2 protein-coding genes are annotated in these 1,148 nt (G+C 70.2%); both read left to right on the top strand.

What is annotated here, in order from left to right; translation table 11 throughout:
* The first annotated feature begins 179 nt into the window (after nt 1-179).
* Complete coding sequence (locus tag AC5RUJ_RS16810; protein WP_494000591.1) at nt 180-941, top strand: demethylmenaquinone methyltransferase; 762 nt, start codon at nt 180-182, stop codon at nt 939-941.
* 2 nt (nt 942-943) lie between these two features.
* A partial coding sequence (locus AC5RUJ_RS16815) for an FAD-dependent oxidoreductase (protein ID WP_494156309.1) occupies nt 944-1,148 on the top strand: 205 nt, incomplete at its 3' end.

A 1,148-nucleotide genomic window follows, 5' to 3' on the forward strand; every position in this document is an offset into this window, starting at 1 on the left:
ACCGGTCGGCGGCCTCCGGTTCCGTGCGGCCGGCCGCTGCGGCAGGCCCGGTTCCGGGCAGGCCGGACGAGGGGGACAGGGGGGAGGTCATGGTCATTAAGCCTACTCTGCCCGGCAAACGCCACCGCCCGCGAAGCCCGGGTTCGCGGGCGGCCGCCGGTCTTTGAGACAATGGCCCAGTGAATCGTGCATCGCTGGAGAAGCGCCCGGATGAAGTAGCCGCCATGTTCGATGACGTGGCGCCGAAGTACGACCTGGTCAACGATGTGCTGTCGATGGGCCAGACGCGCCGGTGGCGCCGGATCGTGGTGGACGCGGTGGACGCCGAACGTGGCCAGAAGGTCCTGGACCTGGCCGCCGGGACGGGCACCTCCAGCGAACCCTATGCCGATGCCGGCATCCACGTGGTCGCGTGCGACTTCTCCCTGGGCATGCTGCGCGTCGGCAAGCGCCGCCGCCCCGACATCGACTTCGTGGCCGGGGACGCGACCAATCTGCCCTTCGCGGACAACTCCTTCGATGCCGTGACCATCTCCTTCGGCCTGCGCAACGTCAGCGATCCGAAACTGGCGCTGCGCGAAATGCTGCGCGTGGCCAAGCCCGGCGGCCGGCTCGTGATCGCCGAGTTCTCGCACCCCACCCTCCCGGTCTGGCGCACCGTCTACACCGAGTACCTGATGCGCGCGCTGCCGGCGATCGCGTCCAAGATTTCGTCCAACCCCGATTCCTACGTCTACCTGGCCGAGTCCATCCGCGCCTGGCCCAACCAGGACCAGCTGGGCGAGTGGATCACCGGCGAAGGCTGGCAGGACGTGGCCTATCGCAACCTGTCCGGCGGCATCGTCGCCGTGCACCGGGCCGTCAAGCCCGGCCGCGACGAGGCGGCCAATGCCCGGGCGCAGGCCGCGCTGCGGCGCCAGAGCAGCAGGCACACCCTGTAGCCATGTCAGTTCTCATTGTTGGGGCGGGGCCGGCCGGATCCACGGCCGCGTACTACCTCGCCCGCGCCGGCGTGGACGTGACCGTGCTGGAAAAGACGGCCTTCCCGCGCGAAAAGGTCTGCGGCGACGGCCTGACGCCCCGCGCCGTGCGCGAGGTCCAGCTGCTGGGGCTGCCGCACGAGGAATCCGCCGGCTGGCGCCGGAACC

It is taken from the genome of Arthrobacter sp. Y3223164, assembly GCF_059091005.1.